Below are 17233 nucleotides of genomic sequence, written 5' to 3' on the forward strand. Positions count from 1 at the left end.
TTAAAATTATGGAAGCTCCAAACCACTTTTCCACTTATTCGCAAATGCAATAAAATCTGCAACAGACAATTCTTCAGCACGGATGTCAAGGAAAGGATGAGATTTCATATTTTCAGGAATGCCGAGAACTTTAAGCGCATTGCTCATTTTTTTCCGTCTCTGCCCAAATCCAGCTTTCACGATTTGTTTGAAGAGAACTTCATTTCCAGCCAGTCCTTCTTTCAGGTTTCTCGTCATTCGGATGACGCCGGATTTTACTTTTGGCGGCGGATTGAAAACGTTTTCGTGAACGGTAAACAGATATTCCACATCGTAATAAGCCTGAACCAAAACTGATAAAATCCCGTAATCTTTCGTGCGTGGTTTTCCTGCAGTTCTTTCTGCCACTTCTTTCTGGAACATACCGCTCATTTCAGGAATAAACTGGAAATTATCAATGATTTTGAACAAAATCTGAGACGAAATATTATAAGGAAAATTTCCAATTACAGCCAGTTCTTCACCAAAAACTGTTGAAATATCCGTCTTCAGAAAGTCGCCAACAAAATGCTGTTCTTCCAGTTTTGGATAATGTTTTTTAAGATAATCGATGGATTCGTTATCGATTTCCGCAACATAAATTTCTGAATCTTTTTCAAGAAGAAATTTTGTAAGAACGCCCATTCCGGGACCAACTTCCAATACTTTTTTATAACCTTCAAAAGAAAGCGAGTCTACAATGTTGCGTGCGATATTCTGGTCTGTAAGAAAATGTTGACCGAGATGTTTTTTTGCTCTAACGTCCAATTCCGATTTTTTGCAAAGATAATGTAATTCTATTCAATCGAATAGGTTGTCAACTGAATATAAATCAAAAATTATTTTACATTTTGCTTGTACAAAAGCTTTCCAATTCCATTTTGAAAAATAATAAATAATAATCCTAAGAATGCCTTTACAGAAGCTGTTATTATTTCATAATTAACTCCGACTGTGCTAATATCGTCGGCTAAATTCTGGTTCATATTTTTCATTTTCGCAATTAGAAAAATTTTGTTGATGAGCTCTGGAAGCGCATCAAATAAAATTAAAACACCAATTGATAAAACCGCGATTTGTAATAAACTTTCAGCATTGAATTTTTCAAAATTAATCTGTTCTTCAAGAAACTTTTCTGGTTTAAGTTTGTTAATAATTAAATCAGGGTTGATAATTAATAAATAGAAAACAAATATGATTAGTATAACAACAAGAATCAGATAAATCCAAATTTCAGAAACTCCATTTTCCTGATTGTCAAAAGGAAAGTAAATTTTAGAATTGATAAGATAAGAAAACTGTTGTGGGAGAAAGTTGAAAATTAAATTGATAACTGTGTAAAGTCCAAAAATTCTAAATATAATTCTGAGTAAATTTTTAATTTCCATTTCAAAGGTTTATAAGACCAAATTACAAATTAAATCAATACATCTTCGTCTTTACACAAGTCACATTTTTGATTTTAACTGGTTTTCCTGTTTTTTTCAACATCCCGTTTTCAAAATTTCTTTTGAAAACGGTTACATCTTGCGAAATTACATTGGTCACAATAATGAATTTTCCCGTTTCATCTATTGCAAAAGTTCTCGGATGTTTTCCGCCTGTTTTTTGATATCCGATAGATTCTAATTTTCCATCATTCAAAACTTTGAAAATCGCAATATTGTTTTCTTTTCCTCTGTTGGTCGCATAAAGGAACTTTCCATCTGGCGAGATATGAACATCAGAACTTTCAAAACCTTCTTTTATTTTGTCTGGATGTGTTGCAATTCTCTGGATTTCTTTCAGCTTGTTTTCAGAAAAATCATAAACCGAAATCATCCCAGCCAATTCCTCAATAGAATAAACCAATTTTCCATCTTTGCTAAAAGTGATGTGCCTCGGTCCGCTGCCTGGTTTTGTATTGATGAACGTACTTTGGCTGTCAATCAAAGGTTGCTTCTGATCCGCATCAAAAGGATATTGCAAAATTTTGTCCGTGCCTAAATCTGCAAAAAGTACAGTTTTAAAATCCGGCGAAAAAACTGCAGAATGTGTGTGCGCTTTTTCCTGCCTTTTCGCATCAACGCCGCTTCCTTCCGTAAATTTAAAATGTTGAGCAATTGAATCTATTTTTCCATTTTCAAGAAGTGGAAAAACGGAAATGGTTGCTTGATTATAAGTTGCATTAATCAACCATTTTCCATTTTTATCAACGTTTACGTAAACCGGATTTTCTCCACCAGTTTTTTGTTGATTAAGGAAAGTTAAAGATTTTTTGTCAGCATCAAAAGCGAAAGAACTTACTGTTCCGTAATTAGGCGTTTTGGCGTCAGATGAAGCATAAATGTATTTTCCGTTAGGCGAAACCGTAATATAACCAGGATTAATAACATCAGAGGATGAAGCAACCTTGGTCAGTTTTCCGGTTTCATTATCAAGTTCATAAACGTAAACCGCTTCGGAACCTTTGTCCCAATTATAAGAGCCAAAAAATACAAATTGCTTTTGAGAATAAAGGCTTGTAAAAATTAAAAAACTTAATAGTAATGCGATTTTTTGGATTTTCATTGATGAGATTTTGTTTGGAAAATTAGGCTGATTCAGACTTAAAACTGAATAGTCACAAATTTGCTAAAAATTCATCTGGAAACCAAACTGAATCCCAAATTTCCTGACGTCCGAACTGGAATTGGGCGTTATATGATTCAGGTAATTTCCTCTCCAATTGAAATCGATTCTCAGAATTCTGAAATTTCCGAACCCGATATTCTCTATTCCGAACCCATATTCATAATAAGGTTTTTCAGGAGCACTCAGAGTCATGTTGCTGGCATTTATATTCATGGAGCCTTGCTTCAAACTTCCTACACCTGATCGGAAAAATGCTACTTCTCTGAGTTTTAATTTTTTAATTAACGGGATCTGTGACAGGATCTTACCATTGAAATGATGTTCCAGAAACAAGACCGCATAAGAATCCGCCACGAATTCATAATAATTCATCAGTGAAAAAACGCCTCTTTGCAATCCGTATGACTGATTGGCAGGCATGACGTTCTGTAAAGCAAGCGGAAGCGATTCAAAGTTTTTTCCTGCTTCAAAGTTCGCAAACAATCTTCCCCAATTACCGAAAATAACAGGCTGATAAAAATAGAACTGAAGCTTATTATAATTAAAATCCGAATTGAATATATCTTTAAAACCTTTGGTATATTTCAGAATAAAAGTTGGGTTGGTTGCAAGTGCGGTCATTTCGTAACGTTCAACACCATAAGTAGAAAATTTGGCGCCAGGTCTTGCCATCAGACTGAAAATCAATCGCGAATCATCTAATTTATTTTTAAGGATTCCGTTCTGGATATAACTGATGTTGAATAGGCTGGGATCTGCTGCAGTAATGCTTTGTTGAGTGGCATCGAGACGGAACTGGAAGTTTTTCCATGGTTCGATACTGGTGAAAAAATTAGTCTGATTGACAGAGCTCAAAGAGGTATTGTCACCTGTATTGATCACAGAAGATGAAGCGAAAGACCTTGTCATAATGCCTTCGTCCGTAGTCAGCTGGACACCGAGTTGCAAAACATCTTTTCTTGTTCCTGCACCGATCATGAAGCGGTTCGTCTTGTTGAACATATATTTGGCTTCAGCTCCGTATTTCCATTTTTCGTCCCGGAAACCATACGCCGTGTAAGCCTGCACTCTCCACATGTCGTTTTTTCCGAAATAGGTTCTGGCACCAGCCCGCAGCCTTAATCCTTCAATATCATTGTAACCTACGGTCTGGAAAATATTACCGACATCCAGCCATTTCCCGAAATGCAGATAACCGGAATTCAGTACTTCGATTGTTTTGACGATTCGCTTATATCTTGGAACATTTTCCAGCTCATCGTACATTTTATAGATATTTTGTTCGCTCTGTGTAAGGATTTCCGTTCTGTTATCCTGCCAGTAATTCTCGTCTTTTGTGATGGATTCATCTTCCGGAATTACTATTTTATTAATAAATGCATCCTCCAGGCCTTTGTCAAATTCATAATTGGTGTAGTTGGCAATCCTTTTGGCAATGACGTTTTTTGCGCTTTCTTTATCATTAAGTGTCAGATTTAATGTGGTCTCATTTCTGATCGGGATAAAGGTAGAATCATCCGGATTGTCAAATTCCAGATTGGTGGCAATATTTTTAACGAAATTAATATTGATTTTTTTGTTCGTCTCCATTTCCACTTTCATCACATTATATTTGTCTTTGGAGATATACAGCCTTCCTTTCAGAGCCAGTGCATCGGGATTCTTCGGAGTGAAGCGGATTTCGTAACTCGGAACGGTATTGACCTCAAGTGTATCCGTGATATTATAATCGAAAACAGCGAAGCCTTCTGTAGACACAGGACTTGTGAAACCAATATTCAGATAATTGATAGTATTATCATAAATGTTGATGTCCTTGTACATATTTTGGACTGTTTTTGCAACGATCTGATTATTGTTAAGCCCCGAATTTCTTATGGCCAGCAGGTCTTTACGTTCTTTTTTTGGATTGTTTTTGCCGTAAGTCTGTGATACACTTTCGGTTATAAAAAGTGGTAAAACACCTTTTCCCGCTATTTCCGATGAATCATTATATTTGAAAATGATAGAATCAAGACCTTTGAATGCACGTTTTTTAGTGAATGCACTATCGATATTATCCAGCCGGAAATCGATCTTTTCATAAGTTTTATACTGATAATCTTTATGTAGCAGCAGGCCGTTGGACTTTTTCTTTTTCCAGACTTGCTGCATGATTGCGTAAGCCGGGTTTTCCTTTTTATTCTTATATTTTTTTACGGATTGTATGGTGACATTTTCGATTTCGTTTTCTTTCTCGGTTTGCGAAAAAAGCAATCCGGAAATACAGATCAGAAAAAGTGAAAGAATAATTTTTTTATCACACATCGAGTCTACAAACATTAAACAATTAAAACTTGATTTTCATTAAAATATTATACTAGCTTCCAATTATTTTCCCTTTTCATAGAATATAACATTTACAGGGCTGCAGACCGGGATAGATTTCTTTGTGGATGAGAGCTCACCGGACGCCGGGTCTCTGCTGAAAATATTGATCCTGTTTGTATCCTGATTGGCTATCAGAACCAGTTTATTATTTGGGCTGATGGCAAAATTCCTCGGATTTCTGCCTGTAGTTTTGATTTGCTGAATTTTTTTCACCTTTCCATCTGTAAGGATTTCAAATGTTGTTATGTCATCTGCATCATCACGATTGGTTACATAAAGGAATTTTTCATCATCAGATAAATGAATATCTGCCGCACGGAAATTAAACCGTACTTTTCTCGATAACAACGTTTCTTCCTGAAGGAGTTCAATCTTGCCATTTTTAAAACCCAAAACAGACAAATCCCCGCTAAGTTCCTGAACGAGATAGATAATATTGCCTGTCTTATTAAAAGCTATGTGACGCGGACCAGAGCCTTTTTTTGTGTCAAATTCGTTGATTTTCTCCAGAATCTGGTTTCCATTTTTGTTATATTTGAAGAGATAGATCTTATCCAATCCAAGATCCGTGGCTAGAACATACTGATGATCCGGAGAAAACTGAACCTGATGAACATGTGATTTGTCCTGCCGTTTCATGTCAAAACCAGCACCTTCGAATTTGATATTTTGTACTACATCAGACAATTTTCCATCGTCCAGCCGTTTAAAAACATTGATGCTTCCGCCGGAATAATTGGCTACAATTATATTTTTCTCATCCGAAATTAAAAAACAGGGATCTTCGCCTTCTGTTTTTCTCTGGTCTTTTTCGATTAAAATTCCTGATTGTTCATCTATTGAAAAAGATGTAACGGTGCTTTTATCTCCATTTTCATTTACGGAATAAAGATGTTTTTTGTCCGGACTCAGGCTTATAAAGCTAGGATTAATAATATTTTCCGTGTGGAATTTCAGATTATATTTATAAGTATTTTCATCAAAATCAAAAATATAAATGCCGCCGCTGGTGCACTTTTTACTGTTGGTATAGGTACCCACGATGATTGTATGCTGTGCCGGTAAATTTGCCATAAAAAATATTGAAAAAATAAAACTGTTCCAGATTTTCATTCCAAGACGGGCTCTTTTTGTAGATAATACCATTTAAAAATTGCCCGAATTTATTACAATAAAAATTAAGCCAAAGGTCTTTTATGATTAATTAACTTTATTTCTATTTAGTTGTCATAGCATTTGCTTGTATTGATTTGTAAATATAATTTTGTAAAAATTTAAAAGATGACCTGGAAAAAAGTTCTGAATCCGATCAAAGAAAGCGATTATTTTAAAAATCTTTGGGAAAAAGTGAAGTTTCAATATAATTCTAATAAATGTTTTCCACCGAAAAACGAAATCTTCCGGGCGCTGGAATTAACAGAATTTGAAGATGTCGAAGTCGTGATTATCGGTCAGGATCCTTATCATAACGACGGACAGGCGAACGGACTCTGCTTCTCTGTTTCTGAAAATGTGACCGCACCGCCTTCTCTCAAAAATATATTTATTGAACTGAAAGATGATACCGGAATTGAAAGGAAAAATAAAGATTTACAGGATTGGGCAAAGCAAGGAGTTCTTCTTCTAAATGCAACTCTAACAGTAAAAGCCCATGAACCGAATTCTCATAAAGATCTTGGCTGGGAAACATTTACCGATTATATCATCAAAGAAATCTCGGACAAAAAAGATAACGTAGTGTTTGTTCTGTGGGGTGCATTTGCACAGAAAAAAGCATTGCTAATCAATCAAAGCAAACATTTTATCATCCAGTCTGCACATCCGTCTCCTTTTTCTGTATACAAAGGTTTTTTTGGAAGCAAACCGTTTTCAAAGATCAATAATTATCTTCTGGAAAAAGGGAAGAAACCAATTGTGTGGGGATGATTTTAATTAAATCATTCTTTTTCATATTTCAAAGTCAAGGATGCAGCTTCCGCTTTTCCGCCAGGCTGTGGTTTCAGTTCTACTAATGTGAATTTATATCCCGAAAAGCTAAATGACTTACTTACATTTTTGGCTGAGAAATCTCTTGTGCCAACCTGGAAACTGTTGGTCTGACTTCCGGAAGTTGCTTCGATGTTTACAATAGCAATACCTTCCCAAACACAGGTTACATCAACCGGACAACGGCTGTCTTCCGTAATGTCTCTGAACTTAAGATTAACCTGTGAATTAGGAATTTTAGCTTGTTTTTCCAAATTGATTCTGATCGTATTGGCTGATGCGACAGATGTATCAGCTTGTGATGTTTGCGTTTTGCAATTGTTCATTAATAATAAAGCCGGTGCCAGAAGAAATATTTTGAAATTCATAAGTATAATTTGTTAGAAGAATATATAATAACCTACAACCAAAAACATGGCCAGACCAACCATCATCCCGAATCCCGTGCCGTAGACAAATCCAATCAATGCTCCTTTCACAGAATTGAAAGCTTTTTTCCTGTCATTAAAATCATGCAGCAATTCTCCGGCAAAAACACCCAAAAGCATCCCTATCAAAAATCCCAAAGGAATCGGAATGAAAAATAAGCCAAGTAAAGTCCCTACAAACGAACCGATGCTGCCGTAGCGCGTTCCGCCATATTTTTTATTGGTTCTGGCAGGGATGACATAATTCAGAACTGTTGAGATGATCGTCAGTAAAATGAAAATCCATACATAGATCATTGGCATATTATTTTCTGTCCCAAACTTAAAAATCAACAGTCCGCAGATACTCAGAAGCAATCCTGGTAAAACGGGAAGAAATGTTCCTAGAAATCCCGCCAAAAGCAAAACAAGAGCGATTATGTCTATAAAAACTGGATCCATTATTTAATCTATTTAAAAATACAATTTTCAAAAAGTAAAGCTAACATTTTTTTTATCCTTAAATTTGAAAATTATTTGAGGTTTATGCAAATTAGACACCAATAACTCTTGCTGACGATATAATCAGTAAAAATAATAAAGAATGAAAAAAGAAATCAACGATTATAAAGATTTTCTTCAGCAAATGAGTGATGAGATTCATTTCTTTTGCAAAGACTTTTTTCCGGATGATTTTGTCCTGATCGGGCAGATTACATTGAAATTCCTGTTATTGATTCTTCTGATTTATTTTCTTTCATTTATTCTGAAAACGTCTATCAATATTATATTCAGATATTTTTTTGACAAAGAGAAATATCCGGTTATGAAATCAATTTATAAAGCGAAGGTAACCAACTCTGTAGCCAATATTATGGCTTTGGGACTTGGTAGCTATGCTCTTTTTTCTATTTTCTACAGGCATCCGAAAAGTTTTGTTTTTCTGGAAAGGCTGATTGGTTTTCTGATAGTGCTGGCGGTTGCCAATATGGCATTCAGATTTATAAAAGTATTACAGAACTACTATCTGATACAGCAGGATTATTATAAAATCATTGCGATCAATTCCATTTCACAGACCGTCCGGATTTTTGGAATGTTTATTTTCAGTGTTATCGCTGTTTGCGTCATATTTGGGATCAGCAGTGCAACAGTATTGGGAAGTCTCGGAGCTATCACAGCGGTAATTGTTTTGATTTTCAGGGATACCATTTTAGGATTTGTGACCGGGATACATGTTGCGACATCCAAGAACCTGAAAGTAGGAGACTGGGTTTCTATTCCCAAATATTCAATTGAAGGAAATATTGAAGGCATTGATTTGCTGACCACGAAAATCCGGAACTTTGATAAAACACTTTCCACCATTCCTACTTATGATCTGCTGACCACGGAAATAAAAAATATGCAGGTGATGTCGGAAACCAATACGAGAAGAATAAAAAAATCCATCGTTTTCAATATCAAATCTTTCAAATTCCTGGACAATGAATCATTTGATAAATTATTGAAAATCAATTTAATTCACGATTATCTTTTAGAAAGAAAAAAAGAAATCGACAATGAAAAAGCCACCTTGCAAAACTCTGAGGAAATCATCAACGGAAAACAGCTGACCAACATTGGAACCTTCAGGATGTATGCCATGAACTATTTATTAAACAATCCTAATATCGACCAAACCGGCACTGTGATGGTAAGACAAATGGAAATCACACCACAGGGAATGCCTTTGGAAATCTATTGTTTTGCCAATGATTCAAAATGGGAACATTTTGAGCAGATACAGGCAGATATTTTCGATCATCTTTTGGTGGCTTCCAAGGAATTTGATTTGGAAATAATGCAGGTTCACAAAATTTAAAATAATCAGTTGACAGTTGATTGTTGTTACTTAATGGAAAAAACTGACAACTGACAACCAAAAACCAATATAAATGACAAAATTAAGTGTCAATATCAATAAAATTGCAACACTCAGAAACGCAAGAGGCGGTGATGTACCAAGTGTAACTCAGGTGGCTTTGGATCTCGAAAGATTCGGCGCACAGGGAATTACCATCCATCCGAGACCGGACGAAAGACATATTACAAGAAAAGATGTTTATGATCTTAAACCTTTGGTAACCACAGAATTCAATATAGAAGGAAATCCGCATCGTCCGTTTATCGATATGGTTTTGGAAGTAAAACCAGAACAGGTGACATTGGTTCCGGATGCTGATAATGCGATCACTTCCAATGCCGGTTGGGATTGTGAGAAAAATATGGATTTCCTGAAATCTGTCATTTCTGAATTTAAAAATGCGGGCATCAGAACTTCTGTTTTCCTTGACCCGAATCCGGACATGGTGAAATTTGCAGCAGAAACAGGAACGGACAGAATCGAACTTTACACAGAATCTTACGCAAAACATTATACAGATAATAAAGAAGAAGCGATAAAATCGTATTATGATACGGCTGTTGAGGCAACAAAATACAACTTGGGAATCAATGCCGGTCACGATTTGTCATTAGATAACCTGAAATATTTTGCTGACAATATTCCGAATCTTTTGGAGGTTTCCATTGGTCACGCTTTGATTTCGGAAGCACTTTATCTTGGTTTGGAAAATACAGTTCAGGCTTATCTGAAACGGTTGGCGAAGTGGTAATTATAATTTATTATTAATGGAAATTTTACATTCAAAAATATACGGTGAGGAGAGAACAGAAACGCCGCTTTTGGTTTTTCACGGATTGTTCGGCATGCTCGATAATTGGGGAAGTTTTGGAAAAGAATTCGGTGAATTGATGCCAACGCACATTTTGGATTTGAGAAATCATGGCAGAAGTTTTCATTCGGATGCTATGTCGCACGATGATCTGGCTCAGGATATCGTTAATTATCTAGATGCGCATCATATCCAGAAAGCCAATCTGCTGGGACATTCTTTGGGAGGAAAGGCAGTCATGCAATTCGCAATTAATTTTCCTGAAAGACTAGAAAAGCTGATTGTTGTAGATATTACTCCAAAAGCTTATCCGCCACATCATCAGGGGATTATAAAAGCTTTGCAAAGTGTGGATTTCGAAAAAGTGGAATCAAGGCAAGATGTGGAAAAAGTTTTGGGCGAATATATTCATGAAAAGTTTGTGATTCAGTTTCTGATGAAAAACCTCTATTGGACAGATGATAAAAAACTGGACTGGAGATTCAACCTGACAACTTTGGCGGAAAAATATACAGAGTTTGTTTCTAATGCAATCAAATTCGGAGTTTTCAATGGCCCGACCTTGTTCATTGGCGGAGCAAATTCCAATTACATTTTACCTCAGGACGAATTCCTCATAAAACAGCAGTTTCCGAAAGCGAAAATCATAAAAATAAAAAACGCAGAACATTGGGTCCAGGCAAACAATCCTGTCGATTTCAATGCGGCCGTAAAGGAATTTCTGCTGAATTAATTTATCTTTGCTAAAACCTCCTATGAACCGATATCAGGAAACCATATACAAAAGCGTACTAATTTTTTCAGCACTTATCAATCTTTTTCTAATTGTGCTGCTGTTTTTTGTTCTCAGAGATTCACTTTCCGGAATTGGGTACTGGTTTTTAATTTTGGACAGCAGACGCTTGTGGTTTTTCTTCGGAGTTGTTTTTGCTTATTCGCTGGCAAATGCTGTCTTTATTGTTAGATTTTTAAAGCTTAAAAGTTTTCAGAAATGATTTTAGTAACAGGTGCAACAGGGATTTTAGGCAGAGTCATCGCCTTGGAATTGTTGAAAAAAGGCAAAAATGTTAAAGCGACCAAAAGAAAATCAAGTAATATAAAGGAAGTCCGCAAATCGTACAAATTTTACACAGATCAACCGGATTTTTATTTTAATAAAATCCAATGGGTCGATGCTGATTTTGAGTCGCTAGAATCTCTGCAGAATGCGCTGGAAGGAGTAGAAGAAGTCTATCATTGTGCTGCAAAAGTCAGCTTCAATCCCGGTGATGACAAGGAACTGTACAAGACCAACATCGATGGTACTAAAAATCTTCTTTACGCCATAGAAAATTCAGCGGTTAAGAAATTCCTTTTTGTGAGTTCCATAGCGGTTTTGGACGGTTATAATGAAGCGGGAATGATGGATGAGAATTCTGATTTCAATCCAAAGCTTGACCATTCAGGATATGCAGTTTCCAAGCATCTTTCTGAGATGGAAGTCTGGAGAGCTTCGGCAGAAGGATTAAATACAATCATTGTCAATCCCGGCTTGATCATAGGTTCCGGAAACTGGGGCAACAGCAGCGGCGATCTTTTTGCAAAATCCGCTTATCCATTCACATATACCGGCGGAACTGCTTTTGTGGATGTCAGAGACGTTGCAAAAATTGCTGTTGCGCTGATGGACAAAAATGCTTTTGGAGAACGTTTTGTCGTGATCTCTGAAAATGCGAAGTTCAGTCTGGTGTCTGATAAAGTGAGAGCAGCATTAGGAAAAAAACCGGCTAAAGCAGTTCCGGAATTCCTTTTCAGCGTCTTGCCGGTACTGACTATTTTCGGATTTCTTTTTCCTGTACTCAGACTTTTACGGAAAACATCATTAGAATCTTTGAAGCTGGACTCCAGAATTTCTAATAAAAAAATTACCGAATTCCTTGATTATAAATTTATTTCTACAGCAGACAGTGTCGATTTTCATCTAAAAAACTACCTTTCTGATAGGAAATAGAAGTTTTCGATAATGATATTATTCGTTGCTTAATTCTTTGAAAAGTAGTATTTTTACGAACCTTTTTAGTAAAAAAATCTAATTCAAAGTTTATAAATGAACACACAGCAATTTGTAAACCGTCACATCAGCCTGAATGAAGCTGATAAAGCGGAAATGCTTAGCAAAATCGGGGTCAGTAGTATCGATGAACTTATCTCACAAACCATTCCGGACAGCATCAGATTAGAAAAAGATCTGGATCTTTCAGCACCACTTTCAGAATATGAAATGTTGCTTCACTCCAAAGATCTGGCATCTAAAAATGTCGATTTTGATACTTACATCGGATTCGGATACAATAATACGATCCTGCCTTCACCAATCCAAAGAAATATTCTTGAAAATCCTAGCTGGTACACAGCATACACGCCTTATCAGGCAGAGATTGCACAAGGAAGACTGGAAGCACTTCTTAATTTCCAGACCGTTGTCTGTGATCTGACAGGTTTTCCGATGGCAAACGCTTCTCTTTTGGATGAATCTACTGCGGCTGCAGAAGCCATGCATATGTTCTTCAACAACAGAACGAAGGATCAGAAAAAGAATAATGCAATTAAGTTTTTCGTTTCTGATTTAGTGTTGCCACAAACGATTTCTGTTCTGAAAACTAAGGCAGAAGGTCTTGGAATTGACATTATAGTTGGAAATCATAGCAATCACCAGTTCAATGAATCTTATTATGGCGTATTGCTGCAATATCCAGGTAAAAACGGAATTGTTCTGGATTATACGGATTTTATCAGTTCAGTAAAAGAATTTGACATACAGGTAGTTGTAGCTTGTGACCCTATGGCTTTGATTAAATTGAAATCGCCTGCAACAATGGGGGCAGACTGTGCAGTAGGAACAACACAGAGATTCGGGATTCCTATTGGTTATGGTGGTCCTCATGCAGCATTTTTTGCATGTAAGGATGATTACAAAAGAGATATACCCGGAAGGATTATTGGCGTTTCTCAGGATATGTACGGAAAACGCGCACTAAGAATGGCTTTGCAGACCAGAGAGCAACATATCAAAAGAGAAAGAGCAACGTCTAATATCTGTACAGCGCAGGTTCTTCTTGCAGTAATGGCTGGTATGTACGCTGTTTATCACGGTCCGAAAGGTCTTAATTTCATTGCAGACCAAATCCATTATAAAACGAATGCACTGGGCGATGCACTACAGATTTTAGGCTATGATATTGTATCCGAACCGGTTTTCGATACTGTCAAATTCAGATTACATGAGGAGGAGAAAACTTCTTTGAGGATGAAAATGCGAGACCAGAAAATCAACCTTAATTATTTCTCTCAGGGTATTGTCAGTATTTCTCTTAATGAAACCACCACTGTTGAAAAATTAAACCATTTGATCGAATCTTTTGCTCAGTTCAAAGGAAAGCAGGGTTATAAAGTTAGCCTTAAAGAAGAATATTCGATTCCGGCAGAATTATTGAGGACGGATGAAATTCTGAAGGAAGAAGTCTTCAATAAATACCATACAGAGACAGAATTGATGCGTTATATCAAACGTCTGGAAAGAAAGGATCTGTCATTAACCCATTCGATGATTTCTCTCGGTTCGTGCACCATGAAACTGAATGCTGCAACACAAATGATTCCTTTGTCGTGGGCAGAATGGGGAAGTGTCCATCCATTCATCCCTACAGAGCAGGCAGGCGGCTATCAGAAAATGATCAAGCAGCTTGAAAAAGACCTGGCAGAAATCACAGGATTTGCCGGAACATCACTTCAGCCAAATTCCGGTGCACAAGGTGAATATGCAGGACTAATGGTTATCCGCGAATATCATAAAAACAGAGGAGATGGCCATAGAAATATCGTATTGATCCCTCAGTCTGCACACGGAACCAATCCTGCTTCAGCTGCGATGGCAGGAATGAAGATCGTAGTTGTGAAAAATCTTGAAAATGGAGAAATCGATTTTGAAGATTTGAAAGCGAAAACTGAACAGCATTCTGAGAATCTTTCTGCAGTCATGATTACTTATCCGTCTACTTATGGATTCTTCGATGCTAATATTAAAGAAATAACCAAACTGATCCACGACCACGGCGGCCAGGTTTATATGGACGGTGCGAATATGAACGCTCAGGTTGGCTTTACAAGTCCGGGAAATATCGGAGCAGATGTTTGCCACCTGAATCTTCACAAGACTTTCGCTATTCCTCACGGTGGTGGTGGTCCCGGTGTTGGTCCGATCTGTGTGGCGGAACATCTCGTTCCATTCCTGCCGACCAATGCTAATATTCCTGTAGGAACAAAAGATGCTATTGAAGGCATCTCCGCTGCACCTTATGGTTCAGGCTTGATTCTGAATATTTCTTACGCTTATATCAAAATGTTAGGAGCTTCCGGATTGAAAAAAGCAACGGAATATGCGATCCTGAACGCTAACTATCTGAAAGAAATATTGGCAGAACATTTCCCGATTCTTTATGCCAATGCAAATGGCAGAGTAGCACACGAATGTATCGTGGACTTCCGCCAGTTCAAATCTTTGGGAATCGAAGTGGCTGATGTTGCGAAACGATTAATGGATTATGGTTTCCACGCACCAACAGTGAGTTTCCCTGTAGCAGGAACGCTGATGATAGAACCAACAGAATCCGAAAGCAGAGAAGAAATAGAGCGTTTTGCAGAAGCATTGATCAGCATCAAAAAAGAAATTGAAGAAATAGCAAATGGTGATGCCGATGCAACAAACAACGTATTGAAAAATGCGCCGCACACCGAGCAATTAGTAATCTCAGACAACTGGGACAAACCGTACGGAAGAGAAAAAGCAGCATACCCGCTGGAGTGGGTGAGAACGCACAAATTCTTTGCAACCGTCGCAAGAGTAGATGAAGCTTATGGCGACAGAAATCTGGTTTGTACTTGTGAGCCGATTGAAGCTTACATGTAAGAACTAATAATTATTATACAAATAAAAACCTCTCAAGTGATTGAGAGGTTTGTTTTATTAATACATCAGGATAGAATTACATTTCTTTCTCCCCGATTTCGTTGATTTCCTGATAGGTTTCTTTAGGGTTGACACCATATTGGTTTGTTCCCGGTGTTCCTTCTGTACAGAACAAAATCAAAAGCCATATAGTACCGATAATCGGGATAAATGCGATAAGATAGAACCATCCACTCTTATCTACGTCATGTAATCGTCTCACGGCAACTGCAATCCCTGGAATAAGCGTAGCCAATACATAAATTAAATAAATAAATCCATACGGAATTTCAGAAGAAAATTTTAATCCCAAGAGATTATCGAGAATGACTGCTGCAATGGCAAAGATGATGTTAAAAAGTATAAACATCCAATATTCCATGCGTCTTGCTCTGCCGTTGAAATCGGCGTACTGTCTCAGAACTTTTAAATACCAATTCATAGCTTACTATTTTTTTTTGTTAAACTCAAAAATAACATTTTTTTTAATTAAAAATATATTCCAATATTATTTTTTCTTAATGACTTAAGTAATGCTATGTTTTATTTAAACTGAATATCAGAATTAATACAAAATATGTTTTAAAAAGCTTTTTATAAACAGATAATAAAGTTAAGGTGTTCTCTTAAAAAAAGCCACAATCTCTGGGAGAGAACTTTTCGGAAATTCGTGCCCCGCATTGCTTTGCTGCAGAACAAGTTCGGTACTGTCTTTTCCGGAAAACATGGTTTTGTCGCCATCACTTTTCCCTTGACCAGTGATGCCGAGATTGGTTTTTACTATAGGAATAGACTGCTGCTGGCTTTGTGGAGAGACAATCCGGTCATTGTTCCCTATATACATCCAGACCGAGAGCGGAACGGCACCCGTGATCATATCGCCGCCCTGAGCTGAGGCGGAACAGATGGCCGTGATTTTGTCGCCTCTCGTTTTCCAGAGAACATTCACAAATCTGGCACCGTTGGAATGCCCGATCAGATATATTTTCCTGTCATCGATTTTGTAATTCTTATGAATGTCAGAAAAAACTTCGTCAAAAAATTTGATATCTCTGCCATCCAGATCATCGGTGAAGATCTGCCAGCCGTTCATTCTGCCATTGGGATCAAGACCGGGAACCGTTCTGCCGGGTAATCCCTGCATGAAAATCACAAGAGCTTCTTTATAATAATTCTGGACGTCAATTCTTCTGCTTACCAAGCTGGCATTGCCACCATGACCATGAAACACAAAAACCACCGGAACTTTATCCGATTTTAAAGCTGGTTCATAGATGATGGCTTTTCTTGAAACGCCGTCGACGGTGTAATTTTTTGTGATCTGGCAAAAAACTGCAATTGACCAAGCCAGACATAAAACAGTGAATAGTTTTTTCATGTTAGTAAATTTATGATTTGGATTGGTTTTTACGCAGCAAAGTTAAATCAGGAATCAGGAAATAGCTTCGTTCAGAAACCGGTTGAAGTGATACATTTCTTTAAATATGTTAACCGTATGTTCTATAAAATGATGGTCCAGAACCTCTTTGTCACTTAAAGGATGGAAGACAGTGAACTGCTTGAATCTGATATAATCGCCCATCGGATCTTCCTTATCGAAACCTTGCGGGATTTTTACAAGTTTTTCTCCGCGTAGTTCCAGATCATCTTTGAAAGTTTTTTTATTAAGAATATTCAGAAATTTTTCAGCTTCTACACTAATCTTTTCACGGATTGCTTTCAGATTTTTAGAATCGGTCATATAGACACCGCCTGCAAGAAAAGATTTACGCGGTTCCAGATGGACATAATAACCCGCATGGTTCAGTGTTTTCGGTCCTTTTTCTACGATTGAAGCACCTATATTCGTTTTATAAGGCGTTTTGTCTTTGGAGAATCTTGTGTCCTTATAGATCCTGAAAATACAGTTTTTAGCTTCCAGGCGTTCCACGCTACTATCAAATTCCGAAATGCCGGAAATAATCTCGTTCATTACATTTTCTACATTGTCTTTGGCCTGCAGATAGAGATTTTTGTTATCATTAAACCATTCTCTATTATTATTGATTTGCAAAGCCGAGAGAAAGTGGAGCGTATCTGGATGGATAGTTTTCATTATTTATGATATTTACAATAAAGTTAATAAAAAATCCTGCTTA

At 37.0% G+C, this 17233-nt stretch carries 16 protein-coding genes; 6 read left to right on the forward strand and 10 right to left on the reverse strand.

What is annotated here, in order from left to right; all coding sequences use genetic code 11:
• Positions 1–6: 6 nt before the first annotated feature.
• The 5 genes from rsmA to BUA97_RS14285 all read right to left on the reverse strand — a co-directional run bounded on the left by rsmA (position 7) and on the right by BUA97_RS14285 (position 6075).
• Complete coding sequence (rsmA, locus tag BUA97_RS14265) at positions 7–786, reverse strand: 16S rRNA (adenine(1518)-N(6)/adenine(1519)-N(6))-dimethyltransferase RsmA (RefSeq protein WP_072999480.1); 780 nt, start codon at positions 784–786, stop codon at positions 7–9.
• A gap of 71 nt (positions 787–857) precedes the next feature.
• On the reverse strand, positions 858–1406 hold the full coding sequence (locus BUA97_RS14270) for a hypothetical protein (protein WP_072999482.1): 549 nt from the start codon (positions 1404–1406) through the stop codon (positions 858–860).
• 34 nt (positions 1407–1440) lie between these two features.
• Positions 1441–2568, reverse strand: a complete 1128-nt coding sequence (locus tag BUA97_RS14275; protein ID WP_072999484.1) for a lactonase family protein — start codon at positions 2566–2568, stop codon at positions 1441–1443.
• A gap of 63 nt (positions 2569–2631) precedes the next feature.
• Complete coding sequence (locus tag BUA97_RS14280; RefSeq protein ID WP_139258340.1) at positions 2632–4953, reverse strand: DUF5686 family protein; 2322 nt, start codon at positions 4951–4953, stop codon at positions 2632–2634.
• Positions 4954–5001: 48 nt separating this feature from the next.
• On the reverse strand, positions 5002–6075 hold the full coding sequence (locus BUA97_RS14285; RefSeq protein ID WP_175546212.1) for a lactonase family protein: 1074 nt from the start codon (positions 6073–6075) through the stop codon (positions 5002–5004).
• Between the two features lie 207 nt (positions 6076–6282).
• Between BUA97_RS14285 and BUA97_RS14290 the strand changes: the two genes are divergently transcribed.
• Positions 6283–6927, forward strand: coding sequence for a uracil-DNA glycosylase (locus BUA97_RS14290; RefSeq protein WP_072999489.1), 645 nt, complete (start codon positions 6283–6285; stop codon positions 6925–6927).
• A gap of 11 nt (positions 6928–6938) precedes the next feature.
• On the opposite strand, the gene BUA97_RS14295 is transcribed toward BUA97_RS14290, so the two are convergent.
• On the reverse strand, positions 6939–7355 hold the full coding sequence (locus BUA97_RS14295; RefSeq protein WP_072999492.1) for a C40 family peptidase: 417 nt from the start codon (positions 7353–7355) through the stop codon (positions 6939–6941).
• Between the two features lie 12 nt (positions 7356–7367).
• Positions 7368–7856 (reverse strand): DUF456 domain-containing protein, encoded by a 489-nt coding sequence (locus tag BUA97_RS14300; RefSeq protein WP_072999494.1) that lies wholly within the window; start codon positions 7854–7856, stop codon positions 7368–7370.
• 142 nt (positions 7857–7998) lie between these two features.
• On the opposite strand from BUA97_RS14300, the gene BUA97_RS14305 reads away from it, so the two are divergent.
• From BUA97_RS14305 to gcvP, 5 genes are all read left to right on the forward strand, one after another.
• Positions 7999–9258, forward strand: a complete 1260-nt coding sequence (locus tag BUA97_RS14305) for a mechanosensitive ion channel family protein (RefSeq protein ID WP_072999496.1) — start codon at positions 7999–8001, stop codon at positions 9256–9258.
• Positions 9259–9331: 73 nt separating this feature from the next.
• Complete coding sequence (locus BUA97_RS14310; RefSeq protein WP_072999498.1) at positions 9332–10051, forward strand: pyridoxine 5'-phosphate synthase; 720 nt, start codon at positions 9332–9334, stop codon at positions 10049–10051.
• Positions 10052–10067: 16 nt separating this feature from the next.
• A complete protein-coding gene (locus tag BUA97_RS14315; protein WP_072999500.1) occupies positions 10068–10844 on the forward strand; it encodes an alpha/beta fold hydrolase in 777 nt (258 codons plus the stop codon).
• Between the two features lie 258 nt (positions 10845–11102).
• Entirely contained in the window at positions 11103–12101 is a 999-nt protein-coding gene (locus tag BUA97_RS14325; RefSeq protein ID WP_072999505.1) for an NAD-dependent epimerase/dehydratase family protein, read from the forward strand.
• Between the two features lie 96 nt (positions 12102–12197).
• On the forward strand, positions 12198–15056 hold the full coding sequence (gene gcvP, locus BUA97_RS14330; RefSeq protein WP_072999507.1) for an aminomethyl-transferring glycine dehydrogenase: 2859 nt from the start codon (positions 12198–12200) through the stop codon (positions 15054–15056).
• A gap of 76 nt (positions 15057–15132) precedes the next feature.
• Here gcvP and BUA97_RS14335 read toward each other — a convergent pair whose 3' ends face one another.
• The 3 genes from BUA97_RS14335 to BUA97_RS14345 all read right to left on the reverse strand — a co-directional run bounded on the left by BUA97_RS14335 (position 15133) and on the right by BUA97_RS14345 (position 17190).
• A complete protein-coding gene (locus BUA97_RS14335) occupies positions 15133–15537 on the reverse strand; it encodes a DUF805 domain-containing protein (protein ID WP_072999510.1) in 405 nt (134 codons plus the stop codon).
• A gap of 171 nt (positions 15538–15708) precedes the next feature.
• Positions 15709–16473, reverse strand: coding sequence for an alpha/beta hydrolase family esterase (locus BUA97_RS14340; protein WP_072999511.1), 765 nt, complete (start codon positions 16471–16473; stop codon positions 15709–15711).
• Positions 16474–16527: 54 nt separating this feature from the next.
• Positions 16528–17190 (reverse strand): DUF2461 domain-containing protein, encoded by a 663-nt coding sequence (locus BUA97_RS14345; RefSeq protein WP_072999513.1) that lies wholly within the window; start codon positions 17188–17190, stop codon positions 16528–16530.
• Positions 17191–17233: the final 43 nt, after the last annotated feature.

The organism is Epilithonimonas mollis (genome assembly GCF_900142325.1).
Taxonomy (GTDB): domain Bacteria; phylum Bacteroidota; class Bacteroidia; order Flavobacteriales; family Weeksellaceae; genus Epilithonimonas; species Epilithonimonas mollis.

Coding starts and splice junctions, on each gene's coding strand:
- BUA97_RS14270 (WP_072999482.1), bottom strand. CDS start 1,406: ATGGAAATTAAAAATTTACTCAGAATTATATTTAGAATTTTTGGACTT.
- BUA97_RS14275 (WP_072999484.1), bottom strand. CDS start 2,568: ATGAAAATCCAAAAAATCGCATTACTATTAAGTTTTTTAATTTTTACA.
- BUA97_RS14280 (WP_139258340.1), bottom strand. CDS start 4,953: ATGTTTGTAGACTCGATGTGTGATAAAAAAATTATTCTTTCACTTTTT.
- BUA97_RS14285 (WP_175546212.1), bottom strand. CDS start 6,075: ATGGCAAATTTACCGGCACAGCATACAATCATCGTGGGTACCTATACC.
- BUA97_RS14290 (WP_072999489.1), top strand. CDS start 6,283: ATGACCTGGAAAAAAGTTCTGAATCCGATCAAAGAAAGCGATTATTTT.
- BUA97_RS14295 (WP_072999492.1), bottom strand. CDS start 7,355: ATGAATTTCAAAATATTTCTTCTGGCACCGGCTTTATTATTAATGAAC.
- BUA97_RS14300 (WP_072999494.1), bottom strand. CDS start 7,856: ATGGATCCAGTTTTTATAGACATAATCGCTCTTGTTTTGCTTTTGGCG.
- BUA97_RS14305 (WP_072999496.1), top strand. CDS start 7,999: ATGAAAAAAGAAATCAACGATTATAAAGATTTTCTTCAGCAAATGAGT.
- BUA97_RS14310 (WP_072999498.1), top strand. CDS start 9,332: ATGACAAAATTAAGTGTCAATATCAATAAAATTGCAACACTCAGAAAC.
- BUA97_RS14315 (WP_072999500.1), top strand. CDS start 10,068: ATGGAAATTTTACATTCAAAAATATACGGTGAGGAGAGAACAGAAACG.
- BUA97_RS14325 (WP_072999505.1), top strand. CDS start 11,103: ATGATTTTAGTAACAGGTGCAACAGGGATTTTAGGCAGAGTCATCGCC.
- gcvP (WP_072999507.1), top strand. CDS start 12,198: ATGAACACACAGCAATTTGTAAACCGTCACATCAGCCTGAATGAAGCT.
- BUA97_RS14335 (WP_072999510.1), bottom strand. CDS start 15,537: ATGAATTGGTATTTAAAAGTTCTGAGACAGTACGCCGATTTCAACGGC.
- BUA97_RS14340 (WP_072999511.1), bottom strand. CDS start 16,473: ATGAAAAAACTATTCACTGTTTTATGTCTGGCTTGGTCAATTGCAGTT.
- BUA97_RS14345 (WP_072999513.1), bottom strand. CDS start 17,190: ATGAAAACTATCCATCCAGATACGCTCCACTTTCTCTCGGCTTTGCAA.